Raw genomic sequence first — 21,220 nt, 5'->3', positions numbered from 1 at the left:
AAGGGCGTTAACCCCGCATGAGCATGACTGAGGCCGAGGCCGAGCCGCATTTTTCACAACCCGTGCGCCAAGTGGCGCAGATGCTGATTGTCCTCGGGCTGGTGGCTGTGGGGAGCTACCTGCTTCTGCCCACGGTGATGCCCGTGGTTCGTGCCAACCTCTGGCTCAACGGGACCATCGGCCTCGTCTTCGTGGTTGGGGTCTTCACCTGTTTCTGGCAGGTCTACCAGCTCGTGCGGTCGGTGGCATGGCTTGAGGACTTTGCTCTTGAGCGCGAAGTCGGGGCCAAGGTGCCGCGCCTGCTCGCGCCCTTGGCGGCGCTGCTGCGGTCCCGGCGTGGGCGGATGCAGATATCTGCGACATCCTCTCGCTCCATTCTGGAATCCGTGGCAACCCGGATCGAAGAGTTGCGGGATATCACCCGCTACCTCGTCAACCTGCTGATTTTCCTTGGCCTTCTCGGAACATTCTACGGGCTGGCGACCACCGTTCCGGCCGTGGTGGAGACCATTCGCTCGCTTGCTCCGCAGGAGGGCGAGGGCGGCGTCGAGGTGTTTTCGCGGCTCATGGGCGGGCTCGAGGCACAGCTGGGCGGCATGGGCACGGCCTTCGGATCATCGCTGCTGGGGCTTGCTGGCTCGCTGATTGTCGGGTTGCTCGAACTCTTTGCCTCGCATGGCCAGAACCGCTTTTACCGCGAACTGGAGGAGTGGCTTTCGTCGATTACCCGCGTTGCGTTTGCGGGTGCAGAAGGCGAAGGCGCGGAGCCGTCTGCGGCCGCCGGCATCCTCGACCACATGGCCGAGCAGATGGAGGCGATGCGGGAAATGTTCACGCAATCGGATGTGTCGCGCGCGATCCTCGAAGACAAGATCGGCGGGGTGGCCGACGCGGTCGACAAGCTGGCAGAGACGCTCGCTGCCGAGGCTGCGCCGGACCCGTTGCTTCTACGGATCGCGGAGGCCAACGAGGCGCTGCTGAACAAGCTCGACGGCGTGACTTCCGGCGACGGCGGCGTGGACGCAGAGAGCCGGATGCGCTTGCGGTCGATCGACACGCAACTGCTTGCTATCCATGAAGATATCGCTGCCGGACGGCAGGAGAGTGTGGCTGGCCTCAGGGCCGATATCTCGGCGCTGACACGGGTCATCCGCGAGGCCACCCGGAGGCCCGGCTGATGGCCCTCGCCCGCCGCAACGGACAACGCTTCTCAGCCTCGATCTGGCCGGGCTTCGTGGATGCGATGACGGCGCTCCTGCTGGTTCTGATGTTCGTTTTGTCGATCTTCATGATCGTGCAGTTCATGCTCCGCGAGACCATCACGGGGCAGGAGAGTGAGCTCAATGAACTGGGCGCTGAACTCGCCTCATTAGCGGATGCTTTGGGGTTGGAGCGGGCGCGGGTGGAGGCGTTGCAGGGGGATGTGGCGGGGCGGGATGCGGCGCTCTCCGCGGCGCAGGAAGATGCCGCCCGGCAGGCCGCGCTGATCGCCTCGCTGCGGGGGCAGATCGCCTCGGGGCAGGAGGCTCTGCAGGACGCCCAGCGGCAGATCACCGGCTTCGAAGAACAGGTTGCGGCCTTGATTACAGAGAGAAATTCGGCGCAGGCGCGGCGGGCGGAACTGTCGGAAAGCCTTGCTGCGGTTGAGGCGGCGAGGGCGGCAGTGGAGGCGGAGAGGGCCTCGCTGGAGCAGGCTTTGGCCTCGGCGCGGACGGAGATTGACGGGCAGGTCGAGGCGGCGCGGCTTGCTGCGGCGCGGCGAGAAGCGCTCGAGGCGCTGGTTGCGGACCTGCAGAAAGGGGCCGAGGAGAGTGCCGCGAAGGTGGCGGCGCTGGAGGAGGAACTGACGGAGGAAGAGAAGGCGCGGTTGGCAGAAACTGCGGCAGCTCAAGCCCTTAGGGAGCGGTTGAAGGGGGCGGAAACCGAGCTGACGGCGATGACCTTGGCGCTTGAGGCGCAGCGGAAGAAGGCAGAGGAGACCCTCACCTTGCTGGCTGCGGCGCAGGATGCGGAGGAGGACTTGAATGCCAAGCTGGCGGCGGCGCTGGCCTCGGTGTCGCAACTGGAAAGCCAAGTGGAATCAGGTGCTTCGAGCGCGGAAGAGGCGGCGCGGCTGGCAAGTGAGCTGGCGGCGACGGAGGCGGAGATCGCGGCGCTGGGCAGCGCTAGGAGCGAGGCGGAGACGGCGCGGGATGCGCTGGCGGCACGGGCCGAGGCGGCGGAAGCGGAGCGGGATGCGCTACAGGCTGAAGTGGCTGAGAACGCGAAGGAAATTTCCGAACTCAAGGCCGTTAAAGAGGCGCTTGAGGCGGATGTGGGTGACAGTGCTGCGGTGCGCGAAAAGCTGGCGGCTGCACTTGCAGAAAAGCTGGTGGCGGAGCGGCGGGCAGAGGCGGCGCTGAGCGAGGCTGAGCGCAAGGACATATTGCTCGCCCGGGCCAATAAAGAGCTTGAAAACAAAGAAGTAGCCTCGGCCGAAGGGCAGCGAAAACTGGCGCTTTTGAACGAGCAGGTGGCGGCTCTGCGGTCGCAGCTTGGGGCGTTGCAGGGAGTCATCGATGCGGCGGCGCAGCGGGACGAGGATTCAAAGGTTCAGATCGAGGCGCTGGGCGCGCAGCTGAATGCCGCGCTGGCCCGTGCGGCGGCGGAGGAACGGCGACGGGCGGAGCTGGAAGCGGCGGAGCGCAAGCGGCTGGAAGAGGCGCAGAAAGACCTCGAACAATACCGCTCGGAGTTCTTTGGTCGGATGAAGGAAGTGATCGGCAACACCGAGGGCGTGCGGATCGAAGGGGACAGGTTCGTGTTCTCGTCAGAGGTGCTCTTCCCGCCTGCGCAGGCGGCGCTTTCGGAGGCAGGAAAGACGGAAATTCAGAAGGTTACAGAAATTCTGCGCCGTCTCGCCGGAGAGATCCCGCCGGAGATTGACTGGGTGATTCAGGTCGACGGCCACACCGACAACACTCAGCTTTCGGGCTTTGGGGAGTTTGCCGACAACTGGGAACTGAGCCAGGCGCGGGCGCTTTCGGTGGTGCGGTTCATGGCGGATGATCTGGGCATTCCGCCGCAACGGCTGAGCGCAAACGGCTTTGGCGAATACCAGCCCATCGACCCGGATGACACGCCCGAAGCACTCGCGCGGAATCGGCGGATCGAGCTGAAACTGACGGAACGCTAAGCCGGCGTTCGCAGGTGTTGCGCCGCAGCGCGGCAGGCCGTTAACCCTGCCAATTGGATGATGCACAACTGATGCACAACCGATGCACATTCCATACATACGCGATATTCGCACAGTTGAGCGTGTAAACTGACCGAACGGTGCGCGTGGCGCGATGTCGCACCTCAAGACTGGAGGTCAGCCGCGGATGTATCGGAAGACGGTGGAGGCGCCCCAGCCCGCCGCGATGGCGATGGCAAGGGAGAGCAGGCCGTAGATCAGCGGGCTCTCATGGGCGAGCGCGTGGAGGAACCGCTCCAGCCCCACCTTGGAGACGTGGATCGTGGTGGTGTGGCGCGAGACCACATCGCCGTTCCGGGTGAGGAAGATGCGGGTGGTGTAGTTGCCCTCGGTCAGATTGGCGGGCAGAGCCACGTTGGCGCGGAAGAGCGTGTCTTTCTGGATCGTCACGCCGCCCTCCTGCACCGCGTAGGCGCCGTCGTTGGTGCGGATGCGGATGAGGGCCTCAGTGAAGTCGGCGGCATTGCCCACGGTCACAGGCGCGCCGACGGAGCGAATGGCCCTGTCGATGGTGATGCCGTGGCGGAGATCTTCGGTGGCCGAGACCAACTCGTTCAGCGGGCCGGTGGTGACGATCTGGTAAAAGCTGGGCGCGCGGTCGACCTCGACAGCCTCGGTGTTGACCCAGATCCCGGCGGTGCGATCCTTCTTGCGGACGACGACCGGGGTGGAGGGCCCGGCGACGGTGATGACCACGCCAAGCTCGCCCGCGGGCGAGACCGGGTAATTGCGGCGGACCGCGCCGAAGACAAGGATCTCGGAGCCGTTAAAGGTGGCGTTGATGCCGACGCGGCTTTGGCTCAGGTCGGCCACGACCTCTTCAGCCGCCTCGGCCGGCAGGGCCATGAGGAAGAGGGCAGCGAGCCAACGGCGCATCAGACCGGCCTCAGCGGGGTGAGGGAATACAGCTCGGAGGGTTGCAGCAGCAGGTCGAGCGCCAGCTTGCCGCAGACCAGCAACACGAGGGCGGCGAGCGCGATGCGCAGTTGCTCGGCCTTCAGCATGGTGCCCAGCCGGGTGCCGAACTGCGCGCCCACCACGCCGCCGACCAGCAGCAGGACGGCGAGCACCATATCGACCGTCTGGTTGGTGGTGGCGTGCAGCAGGGTGGTGAAGGCGGTGACGAAGATGATTTGCAGCAACGAGGTGCCGATGACGACCTTGGTGGGCATGCCGAGCAGGTAGATCATGGCCGGGACCATGATGAAGCCGCCGCCCACGCCCATGACGGCGGCCAGCACGCCGACGCAGAGGCCGACCATCACCGGCGGGATCACCGAGATGTAGAGGCCGGAGGTGCGGAACTTCATCTTGAAGGGCAGGTTGTGGACCCAGTTGTGTTTGCGCCGGGGCGGCAGCGCGCCGCCACGGGTGCGGCGCAGGGCGCGCAGGCTCTCGACGAACATCAGCGCGCCGATGATGCCGAGGAAGACGACGTAGCAGAGGGTGACCAGCAGATCGACCTGGCCAAGCTGGCGCAGGATGTTGAAAACCCAGACGCCAAGCGCCGCGCCGATGAGGCCGCCTGCGAGCAGCACCAGCCCCATTCGGATATCCACCGTCTTTCGCCTGAGGTGGGCGAGGACGCCCGAGATCGAGGAGGCGACGATCTGGTTGGCGGAGGTGGCCACTGCCACGGCGGGCGGGATGCCGACGAAAAACAGCAGCGGCGTGATCAGGAAACCGCCGCCCACGCCGAACATGCCGGACAGAATCCCCACCAGCCCGCCAATGCCGAGAAGGACGAAGGCGTTGACCGATACCTCAGCGATGGGGAGGTAGAACTGCATGGTCTTCGTAGTGCGCCAAAGGCGCGTGCGTGTCCAGTGCCGCGGTGCGGCGTTCAGAGCGCCTTGAGGAAGGCGCGGAGGATCTTTTCAAGCTTGGCGGCGCCGAGCGGAGCCATCGCCTTGGTGTGCTCGTGGGAGATGTTCTCGTCCGACATGCCTGCGGCCATGTTGGTGATGGTGGAGATCGCGGCCACGCGCATCCGCAGGAAGCGGGCGAGGATGACCTCGGGCACGGTGGACATGCCCACCGCATCGGCCCCCAGCGTGCGGATGGCGCGGATCTCGGCGGGTGTCTCGAAGGAGGGGCCGGAATACCAGGCGTAGGTGCCCTCTTCGAGCGGGATGTTCTGGGCCTCGGCGGCGGTTTTGAGGGCCCTGCGGAGGGCCGGGTCATAGGCCTCGGTCATCGGGACGAAGCGGGCATCCGAAGGCTCGCCGATGAGCGGGTTGAGGCCGGAGAAGTTGATGTGATCGGAGAGCAGCATCAGGTCGCCGGGCGGGATATCGGGGCGCATGGAGCCGGCTGCATTGGTCAGCAGGAGCGTGTCGCAGCCGAGGGCCTTGATCGTCTCCAGGGGGAGGCGCATGGCTGCCGGGTTGCCCGCCTCGTAGTAATGCGCCCGTCCGCCGAGCACGGCGACGCGGACCCCTTCGAGCGTGCCGATGACCAGCTTGGGATTGTGGCCCGAGACGCCCGCGTGGGGGAAACCCTCAAGCGCGGCATAGTCGATGGAAACGCCCTTCACCTCTTCGGCGAGGTGGCCGAGGCCGGAGCCGAGAATCAGCGCCAGCTTGGGAGGGTTGGACCCGGCGTCGAGTTTGATTTTCTCGGCAAGTTCAGCGCTCTTTGACATAGGGTTCGCCTCCGGCGCGGGGTGGGATCGCCTTGCCGACGAAGCCGGCGAGGATGACCACGGTGAGGATGTAGGGGAGCGACTGCATGAACTGCACCGGCAGCTGGAAGCCCAGCAGGGTGATGTTCTGGAAGCGGTTGTCGATGGCGAAGAAGAGGCCGAAGAGCAGGCAGGCGTAGAGCGCGTACCACGGCCGCCATTTGGCGAAGATCAGGGCGGCGAGGGCGATGTAGCCGCGATCGGCCGTCATGCCCTTGGTGAAGCCGGCCTGAATGGCGGTGGAGAGGTAGGCCCCGGCGATGCCGCAGAGCAGGCCGCAGATGGCGACGGCGGCAAAGCGCAGGCCGACCACGGAGACGCCTGCGGTATCCACCGCCTCGGGGTTTTCGCCCACGGCGCGCAGGCGCAGGCCGAAGCGGGTGCGGAACAGCACCCACCATGTGATCGGCACGGTGAGGAAGCCGAGGTAGACGAGGATCGAGTGGCCCGAGATCAGCTCGGAGTAGAACTGCATCAGCGGCCCGGCATCGCGCATGTCGCGGATGCGGGTGATGGCGCCGGGCAGGTCGATGCTGTCAAAACGGGCGGCGCCGGAGAGCGAGGGCGTGCGCCCGCCCTGGCCGAACCAGTCCTGCGCGATGAGCACGGTGAGGCCGAGCGCCAGAAAGTTGATCGCCACGCCGGAGATCAGCTGGTTGCCGCGGAAGGTGATAGAGGCCAGCCCGTGAACGGCGGAGAGCACCATCGACGAGGCGATGCCCGCCAGCAGGCCGACCCAAGCGTTGCCGGAGGTATAGGCCACCGCCGCCGAGAAGAAGGCGGCCATGAGCATCTTGCCCTCCAGCCCGATGTCAAAGATCCCGGCGCGCTCCGAGAACAGCCCGGCGAGGCAGGCGAGCAGCAGGGGGATGGCGAGGCGGACCGTGCCGTCGAGAACCTGGATGATCGTGAGAAAGTCCATGGGTTACCTCGATGTGGCGAGCTTGAAGGCGAAGACGGAGAAGAGCACGCCCAGCGTGGCTTCTACTGAGCGGCGGGCGCGGGTGTAGGCGGCGCGGACGGGGGCGGAGCTGAGAAGCAGCGCCCACGCGGCGTGGCAACCGAAAGAGATCAGCCAGCAGGCGGTGAAGAATGCGGCATAGACCAGCGCGCCGCCGCCCGCGGTCGCCCCGAGGGCGGCGATGGCCAGCCAGAAGACGATGGCCTTGGGGTTGGTCACCTGCAGCGCGAAACCGGCGGCGAAGAGCCGTGCCGCCGAGCGGGCGGGCACGGGTCCGGTTGCAAGCGCGGGCGGGTTGGCGGCCTTGCGGAAGGCGCCATAGGCCAGCCACGCCAGATAGGCCGCGCCGATGAGCCGGAGCAGCTGCATGGCCCATGCCGCCTTGGAGAGCAGCAGGCCGACGCCGAGCATGGTGGCGAGGTTGATCAGCGAGGAGCCGCAGGCGATGCCGAGGCAGGTGACAAGCGCCGCCGTGCGGCCCCGGCTCATGGAGATGCCGAGCAGCATGGCCACGGCAGGGCCGGGCGAGGAGGCGGCGACCAGCAGGATCGAGAAGGCGGCGAGGAAGCCGGGGAGAAAGGGGAGAAGCTCGCTCATGCCTCTTTCACCGTGCCTTCGGGTTCATGATCAGGGCGCTTGGGGCCGGGCGGGGGCGGCGCAGTCTCTGGCGGTTCCTTGCCCTTGCGCAGGTGCAGGAAAAGGTTGGCCAGCGGGGTGCGCACCATGTTGTCGAGCGCGCCGGTGAAGAGGATCACGAGTGCCTGGATCACGGTGATCAGCTCGCGGGGGATGCTTGTCCAGAGCGCCAGCTCGGCGCCGCCTTGGTAGAGGAAGCCGAAGAGCAGGGCCGCGAGGAACACGCCGAAGGGGTGGTTGCGGCCCATCAGCGCCACGGCGATGCCGATGAAGCCTGCGCCCTCGACCGAGTTCAGCACCAGCCGCTCCTGCTCGCCCATCGCGGTGTTCACGGCCATGAGGCCCGCCAGCCCGCCGGAGATGAGCATGGCGATCACGGTGATCTTCAGCGGGGAGATGCCGGCGTATTTGGCAGCGGTCTCCGACTGGCCGAAGGAACGGATCTGAAAGCCGAGACGGGTGCGCCAGAGCAGGAACCAGACGGCGAAGCAGGCGGCGATGGCGAGCAGGAAGGTGACGTTGACCGAATCGTCCCGCGCGGCCTGAAAGCCGAGGTCAGTCAGGATGCTGTTGAGCGTGGGCAGGTCGTAGGCGGCGTCGAACTTGGCGGAGGCCGGGTCGGACTGGCCCGCCGGTTTGAGCGTGTTGGACAGCAGGTAGTTGAGCAGCCCTGCCGCCATGAAGTTGAACATGATCGTGGTGATCACGATGTGGCTGCCCCGTGCGGCCTGAAGCCAGGCCGGGATCAGCGCCCAGAGCGCCCCGAAGAGCGCCGCGCCGATGGAGGCGGCGACGAGCGCAAGGGACCAGTGCGGAAAGGGGATGTAGAGCAGCACCAGAGCCACCCCGAGCCCGCCCAGCATGGCCTGCCCCTCGCCGCCGATGTTGAACAGCCGGGCATGGAAGGCGACCGAGACGCAGAGGCCGGTGAAGATGAAGTTGGTGGCGTAATAGAGCGTATAACCCCAGCCCCGCACCCCGCCGATGGAGCCATCCACCATGATGGACACCGCCTTGATCGGGTTCTCCCCGATGGCGAGGATCACCACCGCCGAGAGCAGCGCGGCAAGAATGAGAGAGATCAGCGGGACGAGGATGACCTCGGCCCATTTGGGCATCACGTCCATGGGGAGGCCTTTCGGCGGATGTTCAGGAGAAGAGCTTGAACAGGCCGACGAAGGCCACGAGCATGCCAGTGCCCACAACGACGGGGTAGAGGGCGCGCTCTCGTTCCAGCTTGAGAATTTCGGTCACCAGTTTGCGCGTACCGGTGGTGAGATGGTCGATCTCGACGCTCAGCTTGCGGAGTTCGAGTTCGTCCCGGTCGGACATTCAGAGGGCCATAAGCGAGAGCAGGTAGACGACCACAAGCCCAAGGCCGAGTCCGAGGACGAAGAGCGCAATCGTGCGGCGCGATTCCCGCCCGCTCGATATGTCGTCCTGCATTTGCCGCATGAGGCGCGCATTCTCGCGGAGCGCATCGTCGATACGCTGGATGTTCTCGTGCTCCGAAGTCATTGCCATGGGCGCACTCCCGGGTCAGGCTGCCGTCTTCAATAATATATGCGCACATATAGTTAATCAAACCTTACCGCCGTCAGGCGGCCTCCCCCTGCATGCCGGCCATCAGCAGGCCCAGTTCTTTTTCGTCGGTTTCGGCGGGCAGGCGCTCGCCCATGATCTGCCCGTCGAACATGACCGCGATCCGGTCGGAGAGCGACATGATTTCGTCCAGTTCGACCGAGACCAAAAGGATTGCCTTGCCCTCGTCGCGCAGGCGCACGATCTGCTGGTGGATGAACTCGATGGCGCCAATGTCGACGCCGCGGGTGGGCTGGCCGACCAGAAGCAGGTCGGGGTTGCGCTCGATCTCGCGGGCCAGAACGATCTTTTGCTGGTTGCCGCCCGAGAAGTTCTTGGCCGCCAGCAGCGGATTGGGCGGGCGCACGTCGAAGCGGGCCATCTTCTCTTCGGTGTCGGCGCGGATGGCGGCGTTGTCCATCGTGAGCCGGTTCTTCTGGTATTTCGGGTCGTTGTGGTAGCCGAAGGCGACATTTTCCCAGGCGTGAAATTCGAGGATCAGCCCCTCGCGGTGGCGGTCTTCGGGCACATGGGCAATGCCACGGCGGCGGCGGGACTGGCCATCGGAATGGCTGCCTGTCAGGTCGATCTCTTCGCCGTTCATGCGGATGGTGCCCTTGGCCGCGCAGTAGCCGCCCAGCACCTCGAGCAGTTCGGACTGGCCGTTGCCGGCGACCCCGGCGATGCCGAGGATCTCGCCTGCGCGGATGTCGAGCGAGATGCCGCGCAGCTTTTGCACGCCCTTGGAGTCGGTGACCTTGAGGTCGCGGACTTCGAGCACGGTCTCGCCGGGGGTGGCGGGCGTCTTGTCGACGCGGAGCAGCACCTTGCGGCCCACCATCAGCTCGGCCAGCTCCTCGGGGGAGGTGTTGGCGGTTTGTACGGTGGCTGTCATCTCGCCACGGCGCATGACCGAGACGGTATCGGTTATCTCCATGATTTCACGCAGTTTATGCGTGATCAGGATCACGGTTTTGCCCTCGGCCTTGAGGCGCTCGAGGATGCGGAAGAGCTGGTCGGCCTCTGCCGGTGTGAGCACGCCGGTGGGCTCGTCGAGGATGAGGATATCGGCCTGGCGGTAGAGCGCCTTGAGGATCTCGACACGCTGCTGCATGCCGACGCCGATATCCTGGATCACCGCGTCCGGGTCGATCTTGAGGCCGTATTCGGAGGAGAGCGCCAGAAGCTCTTTGCGGGCCTTGGTGAGCGAGGGGCCGAGCAGCGCGCCATCTTCGGCGCCGAGCACGACATTTTCGAGCACCGTGAAATTCTGCACCAGCTTGAAGTGCTGGAAGACCATGCCGATGCCCGCCGCGATGGCGGCCTGGCTGTCGGGGATCTGGGTGAGCTTGCCGCCGATGAAGACCTCACCGGCATCGGCCTTGTAGAAGCCGTAGAGGATGGACATGAGGGTGGACTTGCCCGCGCCGTTCTCGCCGATGATGCCGTGGATCGCCCCGCGCTTCACCGAGAGCGAGATGTCCTTGTTGGCCTGCACCGGCCCGAAGGCCTTGGAGATGCCTTTGAGTTCGATGGCGGGCGCCTGTTCTGCGGCCATGATATTCCCCCGGTCCCTCTTTGCGAAAGGGCCGCTGCCGGTTTCCCGGAGCGGCCCTCCCTTTGTCTCGTTCAGCGTTGCACGCGGCTTACATCGCCGGGCAGGTGCTGTCGGTCTCGTAGTTGTGGACCTCGATCTCGCCCGCGATGATTTTCTCTTTCGCGGCGTCGACGGCGGTCATCATCTCTTCGGTGATGAGTTCGGCGTTGTTGTCGTCCACGGCGTAATCCACGCCGCCTTCGGCAAGGCCGAGGGCCACGATGCCGGGCTCGATGCCGTCGGCACCGGCGGTGAAGGCGTTATAGACGGCCACGTCGACGCGCTTGAGCATCGAGGTGAGCACGGAGCCGGGGTGCAGGTGGTTCTGGTTGCTGTCGACGCCGATGGAGAAGATGCCCTCATCCGCGGCGGTTTGCAGCACGCCCACGCCGGTGCCGCCGGCGGCGGCATAGACCACGTCGGAGCCTTGGGAAATCTGCGCCTTGGTCAGCTCGGAGCCTTTCACCGGGTCGTTCCAGGCGGCCGGGGTGGTGCCGGTCATGTTCTGGATGATGGTGGCGTCGGGGTTGGCGGCCTTTACGCCCTGGGCATAGCCGCAGGCGAACTTGTGGATCAGCGGAATATCCATGCCGCCGACGAAGGACACGGTGCCGGATTCGGAGGCCATGCCAGCCAGCATGCCGACGAGGTAGGAGCCTTCCTGCTCCTTGAACACCACGGAGCGCACGTTGGGCGCATCCACGACGCCGTCGATGATGACGAACTTGGTGTCGGCATAGTCGGGGGCGACCTCACCCAGAACGGTGGCGAAGGCGAAGCCGGTCATGACGATCGGGTTTGCGCCATCTTCGGCGAGGCGGCGCAGGGCCTGCTCGCGCTGGGCTTCGGACTGCATCTCGATCTCGGCGAAGCTGCCGCCGGTCTCTTCGGCCCATTTGGTCGCGCCGTTGAAGGCGCTTTCGTTGAAGGATTTGTCGAACTTGCCGCCGAGGTCGAAGATGATGGCCGGGTCGGCCAGCGCTGCACCGGCCATGAGGGCGGTGGCGGCGGCAGAGGCCAGAAGGCTGCGCGCGAAGGTCATGGGTAGGTCTCCCGTTGGTTATGTCCCGCATCCTCGCCGCATTTGCGGGCGGGGTGCCGGGTTATGGATTACCCATGAATAAGGCCGCAGCGGTGAAGGGTGGTCAACCGCTTTTTCTGCACCGCAACGTCACTTGGCGGTGTTTCGTGGGGGGAAGTTGCCCGCCGGGGGAGCGGTGGGCAGATTACCCGGCCTAGAGGGCGCGGCTCATCACGAGGGCATCGACGCGGGTGCCGCCGGGGGCGCGGTAATAGGCGCGGCGGCGGCCGATCTCGTTGTAACCGGCGGCGGTGTAGAGCGCGATGGCGGGGGCGTTCTGGGCGGAGACTTCAAGCAGGGTGGTTGCGCCGCCCCGGCTGGCGGCCTCGGTGTGGAAACGCTCCAGCAGAGCCCCGCCCAGCCCCTGCCGCCGGGCCTCGGGCGCGACGGCGAGGGTGAGCAGCTCGGCCTCGGCCCCGGCGCATTGGCCGAGGGCGAAGCCGGACTCGTCACCCAGAAGGAACACGCTCTCCTGCGCCAGAAGGGCCTCGAACTCCGCGGCGCGCCACGGGCGCGGCACCTCGAAACAGGCGGCGTGGAGGGTGGCCAGTGCCTCGGGCGTCATCCGAGGATCTCGGGCGGCGCATCGCGCGCGGGCGCGGCATCGGGCGCTTTCACATAAAGCGGCGCCGGGCGGGGGATGGGCGGCGTGGTGCGGGCCAGCAGCGCGGCGGCGCGGGTGGCGAGGCGCGCGGCCAGATCTGGGATCTCGTCGGCCAGCGCGGCTGGGCGCGGCTCCAGCCGGGGCGGGCCGGAGGGCACACCGGCGGTGAAATCTTGCGCATAGGCCATCTCGCGCGGTGCGGGGAGGTGTACGGTGCCGCTCTCCGCCGCGCGGGCCAGCTCGAAGCTGGAGACGCCCACTGCGGGGATGCCCAGCCCAAGGGCCAGCCCGCGCGCGGCGGCGACGGAGATGCGGATGCCGGTGAAGTTGCCGGGGCCGATGCCGACGCCGAGCGCGGTAAGGTCGGCCCATGCGAGACCGGCCTCGGCCAGCAACTCTTCCAAGATCGGCATGAGGTTTTCGGCCTGCCCGCGCTTCATCGGCTCGAGGCGCTGGGCGACCACGGCGCCGCGCTGCAATACGGCGGCGGCGATGTGGGGGCCGGAGGTATCGAAGGCCAGCAGGGTCGGGTCTGCCACGCTCATTACAGCACCTCGTGGCCGCTGCCCTGCTCGCGCGGCAGATCATCGGAGATGTGGAGCCACGGCAGCGCCTCGCCCGCGTAGCAATGCAGCGTGGGGGCGAGATCGGCGGCCTGATCGAGCAGGCCCATCGGCAGCCATGTGGTGCCGGGCAGGTAGGAGAAGCTGGCTGCGAGCGGCGAGCCGCAGCGCGGGCAGGATGTGCGACTGACCCCCTCGGATACCGAGACCGGCTCGGGGGCAGGGGTGAGCGTGACCTCAGGCACGCCGACCCACGCCGTGACCGGTGCCCCCGTCCAGCGGCGGCAATCGGAGCAGTGGCAGTAGGCCACGCTCAACGGGCCGGATGCGCTGAGTTGCGTGGCGCCGCAGTAGCAGCGCCCGGTGAGGCGGTCAGGAAGCAAGCCGGAGGGGTCAGGCCGCGACGGGGCGGACTTCTGTCACTTCGGGGATGTAGTGGCGCAGCAGTTGCTCGATGCCCATCTTCAGCGTCAGCGTGGAGGAGGGGCAACCGGCGCAGGCGCCTTGCATGTGGAGGTAGACCACCCCGCGCTCGAAACCGTGGAATGTGATGTCGCCCCCATCCTGCGCCACCGCGGGGCGCACGCGGGTGTCGAGCAGCTGCTTGATCTGCTCGACGATCTCGCCGTCTTCGCCCTCGTGGATCGCGTGGGCGGCCTCGGGCGCGGCATCGGAGGCCAGCACCGGCTCGCCGGATTGCACGTGCTCCATGATCGCGCCGAGGATCGCGGGCTTCAGGTGATCCCACTCGGGGCCATCGGCCTTGGTGACGGTCACGAAGTCATGGCCGAGAAACACGCCGGTGACGCCATCGACCGCGAAGATGCGGCCTGCCAGCGGCGAGGCGGCGGCGGCCTCGGCATTGGGGAAGTCGGCGGTGCCGGTGCCCATCACCTCCTGCCCTGGCAGAAACTTGAGGGTGGCGGGGTTGGGCGTGGATTCGGTCTGGATGAACATGGCGCACGGTCCTTTCGGGGTTGGGGCATATATGCGCCCCGCAGGCGGGCGGGTCAAGATTTGGAATGGTTCTAAAGTAGCGCGGGCGCCGGGCGGGGCAAGGGCCGCGCTATTGCTGGCGCGACCACGCGAGCGCGCCCTCGAAGGCCTCGGGCGCGAGGCGGCCGGGATGGTGGGCGAAGCCATAGACCGGGGTCGCATCGGCGTGGCAGCACTCGGGCGGGTCTGGGCGGACCGGCGCGATGCGGTGGGGCAGGGCGTTGAGGCGTAGCAGCTCGGCCCATGTGCCGGGCGGCAAGGGCTTGATGTTGCGGGTTTCCTTCATGTCATTGGCCGGATGCGCAGGCTCCAGCACGGCCACGACATCGGTGGCGTAAATGCGGGATTCATAGCTGGGGTAGAGGTTGTCGCCCGGGATGATCATGGACGCATAGGGCGTGCCTGCGGGCGGCAGCGGCGGCTCGGGCGCGAGGCAGGCGGCGAGGGGCAAAAGGAGGGCGAGGAGCAGGGCGCGCATGGCTCAGGCTCCCTCAAGGGCGGCGATCCGGGCCTCGACATCGGCCAGAAGCGCGGTGATCTCGGGATCGTCGATCCGCAGTTCGGCGAATTGCCGGGCGAGGTTGCGCAGGTAATCGGCGGAGCTGCCGAGAAACCCCGCGCCGGTGGCGATATGCTCGACCTGCGCGGTGCGGGGCAGGTCGGGGGCCATGATCTCGGACTCGTGGTTGGCCAGAAAAGTGAGCGCGGGCACGGTGCCATCAGGCAGGCGGGCCTCGACGAACCGGGGGAAGTAGCCATCGGAAATGCGCTCGCGTTGCCAGAGGATGGCGCTCTCGGTCTCGACGCGGGCGGCGGGGATGCGGAAGGCGAGGCCATCGCAGCCCGGCCCGCCGGGGCATTCATCGAGGGCGGCCATGAGGCCGGGCGCATCGGGCGTGCCGCGCCCCCCGCGCCTGTCGAGCAGGATGAAACGGCGGGCGTGTCGGGGGAGGCGGGCGCGGCGAACCTCTGCGAAATGGAAGGCCGGATCCCACATCAGCGAGCCATAGGCAAAGACCCAGAGGTCGGGCGTGGGCCGGGTGGCAAGGGTGGCATGCCGGTCGGCCTCGCGCTCGGCGTCGGAATACCACCAGCCGGTGGGCAGCCCCTTCTCGGTCAGCAGGGCCTCCAGCTTGGGCAGGGAGAAATCGCGGAAGAAGCTCTCCTCCGGCGGCGTGATCTTGCCGCGCAGGCCGGGGTGGTGGCGGAAGGGGTCGGGGGCGGTCAGGTAATGCTCTCCAGCCGTTCCTTGGAGAGTTCGCCCGGCACGATGGTGATGGGGAACTCGAGGGAGCCGGCGTTCTTGGTGAGTTGGGTCACGAGCGGACCGGGGCCTTTTTTGCCGGTGCCGGCGCCGAGGACGAGCACGCCGATCTCGGGGTCTTCGCGGCATTGGGCGAGGATCTCGTCGACCGGTTCGCCCTCGCGCACCACCAGTTCGGGGTCGACGCCCTGACGGTCACGCATCCACTTGGCGAAAACCTCGAAATGGGCCTCGATCCGCTCACGGGCCTCGGCGCGCATCACGTCTCCCACGCCGATCCAGTGGTTGAACTCATCGGGCGGGATGATCGAGAGGATCTCCACGCCGCCGCCGGTCTTGGCGGCGCGCATGGCCGCAAAACGCATGGCGTTCAGGCATTCGCGGCTGTCGTCGAGCACGACGAGGAACTTGCGCATCTGGGTGGCCCTCCTTGCGGGCGGATCATGGCCTCTGGGCCGGGGTCTGGCAATGGGGGCGTGACGGCCCCCACGTGCCACCACTTGGGGGCAATCGGCGCGGGGTCAACTGCGGGCGGTCATCGGCGGTCGGGCGGGGGCGGGGTGCGGCCGTGGCGGATGGCGAAGGCGGAGAGCAGCACTGCCAGCACGATCAGCCGGCTCACGTGGGCGGCGGCGACGAAGCTCGGGTCGGCTCCGGCGGCGGCGCCGACGATGATCATGGTTTCCAGCCCGCCGGGCGAGAAGGCGATGAGCACGTCGAGAAAGGGCAGGCCGGAGGCGCGGGCGGCGGCGAGGGCGAAAAGCGCGGCGAGGGCCGTGGAGCCGAGGACGGCGAGCACAGCGGCGGAGAAATCGCTGAGGATGGCGCGCAGGGATATGCCCATGAAGCGCGAGCCGATGAGGCTGCCCATGATCACCAGCACGGTTTGCGCGACCCAGGGCGGCATGCCGCCTTCGGCCAGACCTGAGAGGTGGGCGCCGGCCCCGACTGTCATCGCGCCGATGAGCAGCGGGGCGGGCACCTTCAGCTTGCCGAGCACCCAGCCCAGAAGGACGGCCGCCACGATTTGCGGCGCGATCAGCAGCCAGCTGGTGATGAGCGGCGCCGTGGGCAGGCCCGGCCCGATCGGCACCCCAACCAGCGTGGCGGCGAGCGGCACGGTGAGTGTGAGGATCAGCACGCGGAAAGAGGCCATAAGCACCGGGCGGACCAGCGGCAGGCCGAGGCTCTCGGTCAGCGCCACCACCATCGAGAGGTGCCCCGGCGCGGCGGCCAGAAAGGCCTCTGGCCGCGAAAACCCGAAGCCCCGGCAGAGCAGCTCGCGGATGATGTAGGGCGTGACGAGGGTGAGCGCGGCGAGCAGGGCGAAGGCCACGGGCCATTTGGCGACGGCATCGAGGCTGGCGGGCGTGACCAGCCCGCCGACGGAGAGGCCGATCAGCACGAAGCAGGTGTCGCGCAGACGGTTGTGGATGTTCACCGAAACCCCGGCAAAACTGGCGCAGGCCACGGCGAGGGCGGGGCCGGCGAGAAAGGCCAGTGGCATGGAGAGCGCCCAGGCCAGCAGCGCACCGACGGCGCCGATAGCGAGGGTTTGCGCAGAGAGGCGCAGGGAGGCGAGGCCGGGTGTCACGGGCGCGGGAAAGGCTGCATGGAGGGAGATCCTTCTGCGCCGATCATGGCGCAGAGAGGCGGGGGCTTCAATGGTGTGGCCGTCAGCCGGAGTGGGCCCAATCCCAGTAGAGCTCGCGGGCCCGCCGGGTGACGGGGCCGTGCTGGTAGTGGGTGCCGTCGAACTCGGTGACGGGCGTGACTTTCATCAGGTTGCCGGAGAGAAACACCTCATCCGCCGCGCGGAAATCATCGAAGCTGAGCACGGTCTCATGCACCTTCACCCCATCGGCGCGCAGGTTGGCGATGTGCCGCGCGCGGGTTATGCCCGACAGGAAGGTGCCGTTGGCGATGGGGGTGAAGACCTCGCCGTCCTTCACCATGAAGGCGTTGGCGGTGGCGCTTTCGGCCACGTTGCCCATGGCGTCGGCGACGAGGGTGTTGTCGTAGCCCCTGGCCTTGGCCTCGGCCAGCATCCGGGCGTTGTTGGGGTAGAGGCAGCCCGCCTTGGCGTTGCAGACAGAGCTTTCGATCACCGGGCGGCGGAAGCGGGTGGTGGTGAGCCGGACGGTGGCCTCGGGGGCGGCCATGGGGATTTCTTCGAGGCAGAGGGCAAAGCCGCCGTCGGCCTCGGCGGGGAGGATGCCCATGTGGCCGCTCTCGATGCCCCAATACATCGGGCGGATGTAGACGGCGGCACCCTTCGGGTAGAGCCGCAGCCCCTCCCAGGCGATCTCCAGCATCTCGGCGGTGGAGACGGTGGGGCGGATCATCAGCGCCTCGGCGGAGCGGTTCACCCGGGCGAGGTGGGCCTCGAGATCAGGGGCGACGCCATCGACGAAACGGGCGCCATCGAACACCGTGGTGCCGAGCCATGAGCCGTGATCGGCGGCGCGCATGATCATCACGTCGCCTTCGTGCCAAGTGCCTTCAAAATAAGTACGAATGTTCTTTCCGGTTGCCATGCGCGGGCCTCCCTCTTGCGGCGCGACCCTAGGGGGGCGGGGCGGGGAGGTCCAGAGGGGAAGCCCCCCGGCCTGGGGAAGGCCGGGGGTGAGCGCGGGCTCCGGGGGACAGGAGATGGTCGCTCAGCGGGGCGGGGTGGGGACCGGCCGCGCCGCGATGAGGTCAACCTAGGGGCGTTTGGAGTCCTTCCGGTGACGGTTGTGTAACGGCTGGGTGAAGGTTGGAGGGGGATGCTCCGGCCGTTCGTCGGCGGGCGGACGGGGCGTTAAGGGTTTGGGGTTTTTAGGGGATCGGGGGGATATGCGGAGGGGGCACAAGTGATGCACAACTGATGCACATTCCATACATACGCGTTTTTTGCACAGAAGAGGGGTGTGGGGTGGTTAATGGTGCGGGGCGGTGGGGTGGGATAGAGCGCCACTCTGAACGAACTCTTTTGAGATACCGCTGATTGCCCGCTTCCAGCATATTCGACAACTTCAACAGATCGCTGAGAACGACCGATTTCAAGAGCACAAAAACAGGCTCAAGAGCCTAAAAAGTTTTGCCATGGAGTTCTGCTGCCGCTAACCTGCGATGGTGGCATAGGCCTGAGAGTTGGGAAAGAAGCGACCGCTTTTGGCGCAGCGAGAATTGTAGAATGCGCGCTGTCTGGTGCCGCTCTTTATGCAACGCCCTGATTTAGGGGGATTAACTATGACAACCGCTAGTGAAGAGTTCGAGGTATTTGGTCTAAAAAGACTGCTATTTTTTCTCGCCTTCTTAGTAGTATCGCTCGCTCCGAGCCAGACTAAAGCAATCGAAACGGTGCGGGTTTCAGGTTCTGACCGCCTAGTTATCTTGATACATGGTTTCAACTCAAGCAAAGAGACAGCATTTTACAACGAAGCGGAGGATGATTACTTATACGATAAGCTACTAACGAATAGGCAAGGCGATCGAACGCGGCACGTATCCGACATACCTGAATACGATATAGCACTCGCAGAGTATCCAGCGGATTTTTGTTCAGCTTATACTTTGTCAGAGGTTGTTAGATATGTAAGCAATGATATTGAGGCGTCAGCGATATTTCGCAAGTACAGATACATCGTCTTTGTGGGCCACAGTTTGGGGGGCTTAGTCGCTAAGAAAGTGATCCTTGATCTTAATGATGATGCCAGGAGCAGAGTCTCTGGTGTCGTCCTCTTAGGAACTCCATCGGAAGGAAACGTTCTCGCCGACCGCGCGACCGAATTGCCGTTCTTCAACAAGGGGTGTCACTTACTTAGTGATTTGCGTAGTATTGGTTCAAACTCGATCTTACAAGACATTAGAGAGAGATGGACGGAAATCATCATAGGAGGTAAATTCGGCACGCGTCCAAGTGTTCACTGTGCATACGAACGCTTGCCACTGAGGGTGGGTCTGTTTACTGATGTAGTTGTTGTGCCACAAGAACGCATTGACACGGCCTGTGACTCGATACACCCTGCATCTGCTGACCACTATAGCATTTCGAGCTTCCCCGACAGAAGCGTGGATTTGGCATGGTTGAGGAATTCAATCTACCAATCATTTTTTAATGCAGCCTTCTATTCAAATGCCCCTCAAGTCGGTGTGGGGGAAATAAGCATCCTAACCCGGGCCGCGGCATATGTTGAGGCGGAATACACTGTGCAGAACGAGAAAGCCTCGAGTTCTCTAGATGGATCGCGTGCCTCCGCTGAAATCTTGGCTGATCACGTCCAGCAATGCGCGTTTCCGATTGAGGTGGCGCATAGACCAGTTGTGGCTTCTTCTATAGAAGCCCATAGAATTGGTAGAACGGAGTTCGAGATTGTCTACGAGGGCGTAGTTTACGAGTTTGATGACCCCACCAAGGCAGCATTGACTTGTGATGATCGAGTTGAAGTAGGTTGGGCAACGAATGCAATGCTGATGGGAACCATCGCGGTGGGCGCGAGCGACGAGGTCATTCGCATTGAATTCGTGCGTATGCCAGGATTCTCTGTAGAGCTTCAAGCGGAGGATGGCCGGATAGCTGGTCAATTTTCTGATATAGGCGGAATTCCCAGTATTGAGCGCGAAGGTTTTGGTTTCTCTGGTTACCTAGAATTTACCGATGTCTTGCCTGGTCTCTACATAATCCGCATTGAAAGTTTCTCATTTCAAGAGAGGCGTGTTGTCGATGAATGGCGTGAAAACAGGGGTAGGGTCTCCGACTCAGGGAGGGTTAGCGTCGAGATTCGCTAGGATTTATTCGGCAAGATAGAAAATGTTGGAAGTTCCTGGAGAATCATTGGAGCGGAAGCAATCCGAATCCGCCTGCCATCAGCGGACTACACCAACGAACCTAGAATTTCGCTAAGCGAAGGACCAAATTGGTGTAGAGTAGAGTACCCCAAAATACGCTCTAAGTCGTGCGTGCTCGCACCCGTCTGTCATGATCACGCCTCCGTGGTCATCTCCCAGCCTAACTCCGCACCAACCCCACGATCTCATACGTCCGATCCAAGATCGGCGCCGCGATCTCCCTTGCGCGGTCGCGGCCCTTGGCCAGGAGGGTGTCGATTTCGGTGGGGTCGGACATCAGGCGGCGCATTTCGGTGCTGATGGGGGCCAGTTTGTCGACCGCGAGGTCCGCGAGGGCGGGTTTGAACTGGCCCCAGCCGGCGCCGGCGTATTCGGTGATCACCGCCTCGGGGGTCGTCCGCGCCAGGGAGGCGTAGATGTCGACGAGGTTGCGGGCCTCGGGGCGGTCCTTCAGGCCGTCGAGGGTGTCGGGCAGCGGCGCCGGGTCGGTCCTCGCCTTCTTGAACTTCTTCGAGATCGTGGAGGCGTCGTCGAGCATGTTGATGCGCTCCATGTCGCTCTCGCCGGATTTGGACATCTTCTTGGAGCCGTCGCGCAGGTTCATCACCCGCATGCCGGGGCCCTCGATCACCGGTTCGGTCATCGGGAAGAAATCCACCTTGTAGTCGTGGTTGAACTTGGCGGCGATGTCGCGGGTCAGCTCGACGTGCTGCTTCTGGTCCTCGCCCACGGGGACGTGGGTGGCGTGGTAGAGCAGGATGTCGGCGGCCATCAGCGAGGGGTAGGCGTAGAGGCCGAGCGAGACCTTCTCGGCGTTCGACCCGGCCTTTTCCTTGAACTGGGTCATCCGGTTCATCCAGCCGACGCGGGCGACGCAGTTGAAGATCCAGGCCAGCTCGGCGTGCTCGGGCACCTGGCTCTGGTTGAAGAGGATGGAGCGCGACGGGTCGATGCCGCTCGCGAGCATGCCGGCGGCGACCTCATGGGTCGCGGTGCGCAACTCGGCCGGGTCCTGCCAGACGGTGATGGCGTGAAGATCGACGACGCAGTAGATGCTCTCGGTCCCCTCCTCCTGCATCGCGACCCAGCGCTTGATGGCGCCGAGGTAGTTGCCAAGCGTCAGCCCGCCGGAGGGCTTGATGCCGGAGAAGACGCGGGGGGTGAAGGTGGTGTCGGCCATTGCGTG

General features: G+C 65.4%; 23 protein-coding genes. 3 read left to right on the top strand and 20 right to left on the bottom strand.

Annotated elements, in window-relative coordinates; genetic code table 11:
- Positions 1 to 17: 17 nt before the first annotated feature.
- Positions 18 to 1,178 (top strand): biopolymer transporter ExbB, encoded by a 1,161-nt coding sequence (locus tag ACUXVX_RS20205; protein ID WP_446309703.1) that lies wholly within the window; start codon positions 18 to 20, stop codon positions 1,176 to 1,178.
- A complete protein-coding gene (locus ACUXVX_RS20200) occupies positions 1,178 to 3,175 on the top strand; it encodes a peptidoglycan -binding protein (RefSeq protein ID WP_446309702.1) in 1,998 nt (665 codons plus the stop codon). Before ACUXVX_RS20205 ends, ACUXVX_RS20200 begins: the two co-directional genes overlap by 1 nt.
- Positions 3,176 to 3,352: 177 nt before the next feature.
- On the opposite strand, the gene ACUXVX_RS20195 is transcribed toward ACUXVX_RS20200, so the two are convergent.
- From ACUXVX_RS20195 to ACUXVX_RS20105, 19 genes are all read right to left on the bottom strand, one after another.
- Entirely contained in the window at positions 3,353 to 4,111 is a 759-nt protein-coding gene (locus ACUXVX_RS20195; RefSeq protein ID WP_222471898.1) for a TIGR02186 family protein, read from the bottom strand.
- Positions 4,111 to 5,025: a sulfite exporter TauE/SafE family protein gene (locus ACUXVX_RS20190; protein ID WP_222471899.1), complete on the bottom strand. Its 915-nt coding sequence runs from the start codon at positions 5,023 to 5,025 to the stop codon at positions 4,111 to 4,113. The genes ACUXVX_RS20195 and ACUXVX_RS20190 overlap by 1 nt, the downstream gene beginning before the upstream one ends.
- Before the next feature lie 53 nt (positions 5,026 to 5,078).
- Entirely contained in the window at positions 5,079 to 5,879 is an 801-nt protein-coding gene (locus ACUXVX_RS20185) for a purine-nucleoside phosphorylase (RefSeq protein ID WP_446309701.1), read from the bottom strand.
- Positions 5,863 to 6,840 (bottom strand): ABC transporter permease, encoded by a 978-nt coding sequence (locus tag ACUXVX_RS20180; RefSeq protein WP_222496642.1) that lies wholly within the window; start codon positions 6,838 to 6,840, stop codon positions 5,863 to 5,865. The genes ACUXVX_RS20185 and ACUXVX_RS20180 overlap by 17 nt, the downstream gene beginning before the upstream one ends.
- Before the next feature lie 3 nt (positions 6,841 to 6,843).
- Entirely contained in the window at positions 6,844 to 7,476 is a 633-nt protein-coding gene (locus ACUXVX_RS20175; protein WP_446309700.1) for a LysE family translocator, read from the bottom strand.
- Positions 7,473 to 8,642 carry an ABC transporter permease gene (locus ACUXVX_RS20170; protein WP_222471903.1) on the bottom strand — a complete coding sequence of 390 codons (1,170 nt, stop codon included), beginning with the start codon at positions 8,640 to 8,642 and terminating at the stop codon, positions 7,473 to 7,475. The genes ACUXVX_RS20175 and ACUXVX_RS20170 overlap by 4 nt, the downstream gene beginning before the upstream one ends.
- A 22-nt stretch (positions 8,643 to 8,664) precedes the next feature.
- The gene (locus tag ACUXVX_RS20165; protein ID WP_446309699.1) at positions 8,665 to 8,847 is read right to left on the bottom strand and encodes a hypothetical protein; all 183 of its coding nucleotides are present in this window, start codon (positions 8,845 to 8,847) and stop codon (positions 8,665 to 8,667) included.
- On the bottom strand, positions 8,848 to 9,039 hold the full coding sequence (locus tag ACUXVX_RS20160) for a hypothetical protein (RefSeq protein ID WP_222471905.1): 192 nt from the start codon (positions 9,037 to 9,039) through the stop codon (positions 8,848 to 8,850).
- A 73-nt stretch (positions 9,040 to 9,112) separates the two neighbouring features.
- Positions 9,113 to 10,654 (bottom strand): ABC transporter ATP-binding protein, encoded by a 1,542-nt coding sequence (locus ACUXVX_RS20155; RefSeq protein ID WP_446309698.1) that lies wholly within the window; start codon positions 10,652 to 10,654, stop codon positions 9,113 to 9,115.
- Between the two features lie 88 nt (positions 10,655 to 10,742).
- Positions 10,743 to 11,735, bottom strand: coding sequence for a BMP family lipoprotein (locus ACUXVX_RS20150; protein WP_222471907.1), 993 nt, complete (start codon positions 11,733 to 11,735; stop codon positions 10,743 to 10,745).
- A gap of 193 nt (positions 11,736 to 11,928) precedes the next feature.
- Positions 11,929 to 12,339 (bottom strand): ribosomal protein S18-alanine N-acetyltransferase, encoded by a 411-nt coding sequence (gene rimI / locus ACUXVX_RS20145; RefSeq protein ID WP_446309697.1) that lies wholly within the window; start codon positions 12,337 to 12,339, stop codon positions 11,929 to 11,931.
- Positions 12,336 to 12,923: a tRNA (adenosine(37)-N6)-threonylcarbamoyltransferase complex dimerization subunit type 1 TsaB gene (gene tsaB / locus ACUXVX_RS20140; protein WP_446309696.1), complete on the bottom strand. Its 588-nt coding sequence runs from the start codon at positions 12,921 to 12,923 to the stop codon at positions 12,336 to 12,338. The genes rimI and tsaB overlap by 4 nt, the downstream gene beginning before the upstream one ends.
- Entirely contained in the window at positions 12,923 to 13,324 is a 402-nt protein-coding gene (locus ACUXVX_RS20135) for a GFA family protein (RefSeq protein ID WP_446309695.1), read from the bottom strand. The genes tsaB and ACUXVX_RS20135 overlap by 1 nt, the downstream gene beginning before the upstream one ends.
- A gap of 10 nt (positions 13,325 to 13,334) precedes the next feature.
- Positions 13,335 to 13,898 carry a NifU family protein gene (locus ACUXVX_RS20130; RefSeq protein ID WP_222471911.1) on the bottom strand — a complete coding sequence of 188 codons (564 nt, stop codon included), beginning with the start codon at positions 13,896 to 13,898 and terminating at the stop codon, positions 13,335 to 13,337.
- 109 nt (positions 13,899 to 14,007) lie between these two features.
- Entirely contained in the window at positions 14,008 to 14,415 is a 408-nt protein-coding gene (locus tag ACUXVX_RS20125) for a hypothetical protein (RefSeq protein WP_446309694.1), read from the bottom strand.
- A gap of 3 nt (positions 14,416 to 14,418) precedes the next feature.
- Entirely contained in the window at positions 14,419 to 14,934 is a 516-nt protein-coding gene (locus ACUXVX_RS20120) for a gamma-glutamylcyclotransferase (protein ID WP_446309693.1), read from the bottom strand.
- A gap of 227 nt (positions 14,935 to 15,161) precedes the next feature.
- Positions 15,162 to 15,617, bottom strand: a complete 456-nt coding sequence (locus tag ACUXVX_RS20115; RefSeq protein ID WP_222471915.1) for a universal stress protein — start codon at positions 15,615 to 15,617, stop codon at positions 15,162 to 15,164.
- Positions 15,618 to 15,736: 119 nt separating this feature from the next.
- A complete protein-coding gene (locus tag ACUXVX_RS20110; RefSeq protein WP_446309692.1) occupies positions 15,737 to 16,795 on the bottom strand; it encodes an AbrB family transcriptional regulator in 1,059 nt (352 codons plus the stop codon).
- An 82-nt stretch (positions 16,796 to 16,877) separates the two neighbouring features.
- Positions 16,878 to 17,738, bottom strand: a complete 861-nt coding sequence (locus tag ACUXVX_RS20105; protein ID WP_446309691.1) for a branched-chain amino acid aminotransferase — start codon at positions 17,736 to 17,738, stop codon at positions 16,878 to 16,880.
- 655 nt (positions 17,739 to 18,393) lie between these two features.
- Between ACUXVX_RS20105 and ACUXVX_RS20100 the strand changes: the two genes are divergently transcribed.
- Positions 18,394 to 19,974: an esterase/lipase family protein gene (locus ACUXVX_RS20100; RefSeq protein WP_446309690.1), complete on the top strand. Its 1,581-nt coding sequence runs from the start codon at positions 18,394 to 18,396 to the stop codon at positions 19,972 to 19,974.
- Positions 19,975 to 20,194: 220 nt separating this feature from the next.
- On the opposite strand, the gene trpS is transcribed toward ACUXVX_RS20100, so the two are convergent.
- The gene (gene trpS / locus ACUXVX_RS20095; protein WP_446309689.1) at positions 20,195 to 21,214 is read right to left on the bottom strand and encodes a tryptophan--tRNA ligase; all 1,020 of its coding nucleotides are present in this window, start codon (positions 21,212 to 21,214) and stop codon (positions 20,195 to 20,197) included.
- Positions 21,215 to 21,220 lie beyond the last annotated feature (6 nt).

Source organism: Vannielia sp. SX4 (assembly GCF_052828525.1).
The sequence above is the reverse complement of the archived record's forward strand: the minus strand, read 5'-3'. Positions and strand labels throughout refer to the sequence as shown.

Bases quoted from the DNA above. Each gene is read 5' to 3' on its own strand.
- ACUXVX_RS20195 (WP_222471898.1), bottom strand. From the start codon at position 4,111: ATGCGCCGTTGGCTCGCTGCCCTCTTCCTCATGGCCCTGCCGGCCGAG.
- ACUXVX_RS20175 (WP_446309700.1), bottom strand. From the start codon at position 7,476: ATGAGCGAGCTTCTCCCCTTTCTCCCCGGCTTCCTCGCCGCCTTCTCG.
- ACUXVX_RS20105 (WP_446309691.1), bottom strand. From the start codon at position 17,738: ATGGCAACCGGAAAGAACATTCGTACTTATTTTGAAGGCACTTGGCAC.
- ACUXVX_RS20185 (WP_446309701.1), bottom strand. From the start codon at position 5,879: ATGTCAAAGAGCGCTGAACTTGCCGAGAAAATCAAACTCGACGCCGGG.
- rimI (WP_446309697.1), bottom strand. From the start codon at position 12,339: ATGACGCCCGAGGCACTGGCCACCCTCCACGCCGCCTGTTTCGAGGTG.
- trpS (WP_446309689.1), bottom strand. From the start codon at position 21,214: ATGGCCGACACCACCTTCACCCCCCGCGTCTTCTCCGGCATCAAGCCC.
- ACUXVX_RS20170 (WP_222471903.1), bottom strand. From the start codon at position 8,642: ATGGACGTGATGCCCAAATGGGCCGAGGTCATCCTCGTCCCGCTGATC.
- ACUXVX_RS20115 (WP_222471915.1), bottom strand. From the start codon at position 15,617: ATGCGCAAGTTCCTCGTCGTGCTCGACGACAGCCGCGAATGCCTGAAC.
- ACUXVX_RS20160 (WP_222471905.1), bottom strand. From the start codon at position 9,039: ATGGCAATGACTTCGGAGCACGAGAACATCCAGCGTATCGACGATGCG.
- ACUXVX_RS20190 (WP_222471899.1), bottom strand. From the start codon at position 5,025: ATGCAGTTCTACCTCCCCATCGCTGAGGTATCGGTCAACGCCTTCGTC.
- ACUXVX_RS20130 (WP_222471911.1), bottom strand. From the start codon at position 13,898: ATGTTCATCCAGACCGAATCCACGCCCAACCCCGCCACCCTCAAGTTT.
- ACUXVX_RS20200 (WP_446309702.1), top strand. From the start codon at position 1,178: ATGGCCCTCGCCCGCCGCAACGGACAACGCTTCTCAGCCTCGATCTGG.
- ACUXVX_RS20180 (WP_222496642.1), bottom strand. From the start codon at position 6,840: ATGGACTTTCTCACGATCATCCAGGTTCTCGACGGCACGGTCCGCCTC.
- ACUXVX_RS20125 (WP_446309694.1), bottom strand. From the start codon at position 14,415: ATGCGCGCCCTGCTCCTCGCCCTCCTTTTGCCCCTCGCCGCCTGCCTC.
- ACUXVX_RS20205 (WP_446309703.1), top strand. From the start codon at position 18: ATGAGCATGACTGAGGCCGAGGCCGAGCCGCATTTTTCACAACCCGTG.
- ACUXVX_RS20165 (WP_446309699.1), bottom strand. From the start codon at position 8,847: ATGTCCGACCGGGACGAACTCGAACTCCGCAAGCTGAGCGTCGAGATC.
- ACUXVX_RS20155 (WP_446309698.1), bottom strand. From the start codon at position 10,654: ATGGCCGCAGAACAGGCGCCCGCCATCGAACTCAAAGGCATCTCCAAG.
- ACUXVX_RS20120 (WP_446309693.1), bottom strand. From the start codon at position 14,934: ATGTGGGATCCGGCCTTCCATTTCGCAGAGGTTCGCCGCGCCCGCCTC.
- ACUXVX_RS20150 (WP_222471907.1), bottom strand. From the start codon at position 11,735: ATGACCTTCGCGCGCAGCCTTCTGGCCTCTGCCGCCGCCACCGCCCTC.
- tsaB (WP_446309696.1), bottom strand. From the start codon at position 12,923: ATGAGCGTGGCAGACCCGACCCTGCTGGCCTTCGATACCTCCGGCCCC.